The sequence below is a fragment of the Microbacterium sp. genome, assembly GCF_031178445.1.
GTDB lineage: Bacteria > Actinomycetota > Actinomycetes > Actinomycetales > Microbacteriaceae > Microbacterium.
In genome coordinates, this window is sequence record NZ_JAPSIY010000023.1 from 1 (window position 1) to 4,597 (window position 4,597).

A 4,597-nucleotide genomic window follows, 5' to 3' on the forward strand; every position below is an offset into this window, starting at 1 on the left:
ACGATCGCGGTACCCGGGAACTCGCCGCCGAACAGCAGGAACGACGTCCAGGTGCCGATGATCGGGATGCCCTTGACCATGCCGTCGATGATGCGCAGACCGTTGCCGGAGAGCAGGTCGTCGGGCAGCGAGTAGCCGGTGAAGCCCTCGGCCAGGGCCAGGATGAACAGCACGAAGCCGATCACCCAGTTGAGCTCACGCGGCTTGCGGAACGAACCGGTGAAGAAGACGCGCAGCATGTGCACGCCGATGCCGGCGATGAAGACCAGCGCGGCCCAGTGGTGGATCTGCCGGACGAGCAGACCGCCGCGGACGTCGAACGAGATGCGCAGCGTCGACTCGAGCGCGGAGGACATCGCGATGCCGCGCATCGGCTCGTACGCGCCCGTGTAGTGCGTCTCGGCCATCGACGCCTGGAAGAAGAACGTCAGGAACGTGCCAGACAGCAGCACGACGACGAACGACCACAGCGCGATCTCGCCGAGCATGAACGACCAGTGGTCGGGGAAGACCTTGCGGGCCAGCGCCTTCACGAAGCCCGAGACGCTCGTGCGCTCGTCGATGTAGTTCGCGGCGGCGCCGACGAACTTGCCCCCGAGGGGCGCCTGGGGCTTCTCGGTCACGTTGGTGGTGCTCATCAATGACGCTCCCAGAAGCTCGGGCCGACAGGTTCGTGGAAGTCGCTCTGCGCGATGAGGTAGCCCTCGTCATCGACAGCGATCGGCAGCTGCGGCAGCGGCCGCGCGGCGGGGCCGAAGATGACCTTCGCGTGCTCGGTGACGTCGAACTGCGACTGGTGGCAGGGGCACAGCAGGTGGTGGGTCTGCTGCTCGTACAGCGCGACGGGGCAGCCGACGTGCGTGCAGACCTTGGAGTACGCGACGATGCCGTCGTACGACCACGACTTCTTGTCCTCGTCCTCCTTGAGCTGCTCGGGGAGCAGACGCATGAGCAGGACGATCGCCTTGGCCTTCTCCTCGAGAAGACCCCCATCGTGACCGAGGTCGTTCAGGCCCTCGGGGATCACGTGCACGGCCGAGCCGATCGTGACGTCCGACGCCTTGATGGGAAGGCCGTTGGGGTCGCGCACCAGGCGCGTGCCCTCCTTCCACATCGTGTGGTTCAGCAGGGCCACCGGGTCACCCGCGGTGGGGTTGTCCGGCGTGGAGTGCGGCGCGAGCCCGCGGAACAGCGCGACGCCCGGGATGATCGACGCCGCGACGGCAGCGATCAGCGAGTTGCGGATCATCTTGCGACGTCCGAAACCGGACTCCTCGTTGCCGAGACGGAAGCTCTCGACAGCGGCGGCACGCGTCTCCTCGGTGCCGCGCGTGGCGTGCCGGTCCTCGACATACTCCTTGTCGCTCATCAGCGACTTCGACCAGTGGATCGCGCCCACGCCGATGGCGAGCAGTGCCGCGGCGATGCCGAGACCGATCCACAGGTTGTTGTTGCGGATCGAGACGAGCGAGCCGTCCTCGATCGGGAACAGCATGTACGCCGCGACCGCCCAGATGCTCGCCGCCACCGACAGGTAGAACAGCGTGTACACCGTGCGGTCCGCCGCGCGGTCGGCCTTCGGATCCTTGTCGGTGATGCGCGCCCGGTGCGGGGGCAGACCGGGGTTCTGCACCGGGTCGGCAACCGAAACGGCCAGGCCGGGGGAGGGCTTGTAGATCTCCACCTCGTGCGCGTCGCTCTCGTGCGCCATGGTGCTCCTCGTCACGTCTTCTTCGTTCGCCATGCTCAGTTCGCCGGGATCAGTTCGCCAAGGCTCAATTGGACTTCGCCGTGATCCACACGGTGATCGCGATCAGCGCGCCGATGCCGAAGATCCACACGAACAGGCCCTCCGACACGGGGCCGAGCGAGCCGATGGTGAATCCACCGGGGGCGGGGGTGTTCTGCTGGTAGAGCAGGGCCGAGATGATGTCGCGCTTGTCCTCTTCGGTGAGGTTCATGTCGCTGAACACCGGCATGTTCTGGGGGCCGGTGACCATCGCCGCGTACATGTGCAGCGCGCTGGTGTCCATGATGTCCGGCGCGTACTTGCCCTCGGTCAGGGCACCGCCCGCGGCGGCCACGTTGTGGCACATGGCGCAGTTGATGCGGAACAGCTCGGCTCCGCGGGACACATCGCCCTCGCCGTCGAGCAGGTGCTCGTCGGGGAAGTCGGGACCCGGCGCCACCGACTGGACGTAGTCGGCCATCGCGAGGATCTGCTCCTCGGTGAACTGCACAGGCTTCTGCGGGGCCTGGACGTCCTGGCGCTGCATGGGCATACGACCCGTGGAGACCTGGAACTCGACGGCGAGGGCGCCGACGCCGTACAGGGACGGACCGGCTTCGGTCCCCTGCAGGTCGAGACCGTGACAGGTGGCGCAGTTGGCCTGGAACAGCTTCTCGCCGTCGTCCGCCGTCAGCGCGGTGTGCACCGTGGTCTCGCTCGTCGCGGCGACCGCGGCGGACGCACCGGCATAGATGCCGCCGCTGATGATGAGGCCGATGCCGATGAGGGCGGCGGCTGCCAGGGGAGACCGGCGGCCGTTCGAGCGGCGCTTCTTCTCTCGTGCCATAAGGGTGATGTAGCTCCGCTCTTACTTGAGGAAGTAGATGACGAGGAACAGCGCGATCCACACGACATCGACGAAGTGCCAGTAGTACGACACGACGATGGCGGTGACGGCCTCCTTGTGACGGGCGCGCTTGACCGCGTAGAAGCGGCCGATCGTGAGCAGGAACGCGACGAGTCCGCCGGTCACGTGCAGGGCGTGGAAGCCCGTCGTGAGGTAGAACGCGGAAGCGTACGAGTCGGCGCTGATCGGCATGCCCTCGGCGACGAGGGTGGCGTACTCCCACACCTGTCCGGAGACGAAGAACGCACCCAGCGCGAACGAGACCCAGAACCACGGGACGACGCCCCAGCCGATCAGCCTCTGCATCAGCGGGCTCTTGAACTTCAGCCCCTCGGCCGCGAACACGCCCATCTGGCAGGTGACACTCGAGAGCACCAGGATGATCGTGTTGACGAGCGCGAACGGGACGTTCAGCAGCTCGGTGCGGGAGGCCCACAGCTCCGGAGAGGTGCTGCGGAGGGTGAAGTAGATCGCGAACAGGCCCGCGAAGAACATGACCTCGCTGCCGAGCCAGACGATCGTGCCGACGGCGACAGGGTCGGGTCGCTTCACTGTTCTGGGTGCCGGGGCGAACGTTGCTGGTGCAGTCACTCGTCCATTATTGCCGATCCCGCGCGCTGTGTTTGGCAACTTCGACGTTGCGTCGAAATTGTTTGGGCTCTGCGAGGGCTGGGACGCACGCGTGAGATCGCCGTGAAGTCGCCTGACTAGGATCGCTCGTATGGCGGAACCGACCTGGCCGGATGTGCTGACGACCGTTCTCTCCCGCGCGAACCTCAGCGTGTCGGAGGCGACATGGGCGATGCGGCAGGTCATGGAGGGCAAGGCGACGTCCGCCCAGCTGGCCGGGTTCCTGCTCGCGCTGCGGGCGAAGGGCGAGTCGGTGGAGGAGATCATCGGCTTCCGGGACGCGATCCTCGAGGCCGCCGTGCCGCTCGAGGTCGACCCGAACGTGCTCGACATCGTCGGCACGGGCGGTGACCGCTTCGGCACCGTCAACATCTCCTCGACGGCGTCCATCGTGATCGCCGCCACGGGCGTTCCCGTCGTCAAGCACGGCAACAAGGCGGCGAGCTCGCAGTCCGGATCCTCGGACGTGCTCAGTGCGCTCGGCATCGACCTGCGGCTGCCTCCCGAGGCGGTGGCGGGCGTGCTCGACCGCGCGGGCATCACGTTCGCCTGGGCCGCGGCGTTCCATCCCGGCTTCCGCCACGCCGGGCCGACGCGCGCCGAGCTCGGTGTGCCCACGGTGTTCAACTTCCTCGGCCCGCTCGTGAACCCGGCGCGCGCCGAGGCGAATGCGGTGGGCGTGGCGAACCCGGACGTCGTGCCCCTGATCACGGGCGTGTTCCGCACGCGCGGCGCCACGGCGCTGGTGTTCCGCGGTGAGGACGGCCTCGACGAGCTGACCACCACCGGGTACAGCCGCATCTGGGAGATCTCGCGCGGCGACGTGCACGAGTTCGACATCCATCCGCGCGACGTGGGCCTGCCGACCGCGCAGATCGAGGACCTGCTCGGCGGGTCGCCCGAGCACAATGCGGACGTCCTTCGTCGCACGCTCTCCGGCGAGGCCGGCGCTGTGCGCGACATCGTGCTGCTCAACGCGGCGGCCGGCATCGTGGCGTATCGGCTGTCGCAGGATCCCACCCAGATGCATCGCGGCATGATCGAGCGCCTCGAGGAGGCGGTGACCGAGGCCGCCGCGGCCATCGACGACGGACGCGCGACCGAGAAGCTCGCGCAGTGGGTCGCGGCGAGCCAGGCGCTGGGCGCCCAGCAGCCCTCGGCCTGAGCCGGGGTCCGAGCGAGGGGGCGCGATGGATCCGATCGAGGCGCTGAACGAGATCGCCTACCTGCTCGAGCGCGAGCGGGCGTCGAAGTTCAAGGCCAAGGCCTTCCGCACAGCGGCGGCGACCGTCGCCGGACTCGACGCGGCCGCGCAGCGGGATCCCGAGCGC

5 protein-coding genes and 1 pseudogene are annotated in these 4,597 nt (G+C 68.0%); 2 read left to right on the forward strand and 4 right to left on the reverse strand.

The window, feature by feature from the left end:
• The 4 genes from RIN43_RS16090 to RIN43_RS16105 form a co-directional block, all read right to left on the reverse strand.
• The coding region (locus RIN43_RS16090; protein WP_309129937.1) for a cytochrome b N-terminal domain-containing protein at positions 1-638 on the reverse strand (638 nt) is incomplete at its 3' end.
• The gene (locus RIN43_RS16095; protein WP_309129938.1) at positions 638-1,711 is read right to left on the reverse strand and encodes a Rieske 2Fe-2S domain-containing protein; all 1,074 of its coding nucleotides are present in this window, start codon (positions 1,709-1,711) and stop codon (positions 638-640) included. The genes RIN43_RS16095 and RIN43_RS16090, both read right to left, overlap by 1 nt.
• Positions 1,712-1,775: 64 nt before the next feature.
• Positions 1,776-2,576: a cytochrome c gene (locus RIN43_RS16100; protein ID WP_309129939.1), complete on the reverse strand. Its 801-nt coding sequence runs from the start codon at positions 2,574-2,576 to the stop codon at positions 1,776-1,778.
• 21 nt (positions 2,577-2,597) lie between these two features.
• A complete protein-coding gene (locus tag RIN43_RS16105; RefSeq protein ID WP_203135498.1) occupies positions 2,598-3,227 on the reverse strand; it encodes a heme-copper oxidase subunit III in 630 nt (209 codons plus the stop codon).
• Positions 3,228-3,357: 130 nt separating this feature from the next.
• Between RIN43_RS16105 and trpD the strand changes: the two genes are divergently transcribed.
• Entirely contained in the window at positions 3,358-4,431 is a 1,074-nt protein-coding gene (gene trpD, locus RIN43_RS16110) for an anthranilate phosphoribosyltransferase (protein ID WP_309129940.1), read from the forward strand.
• Between the two features lie 25 nt (positions 4,432-4,456).
• Positions 4,457-4,597, forward strand: a pseudogene (locus RIN43_RS16115) (PHP domain-containing protein); the annotation flags it as partial.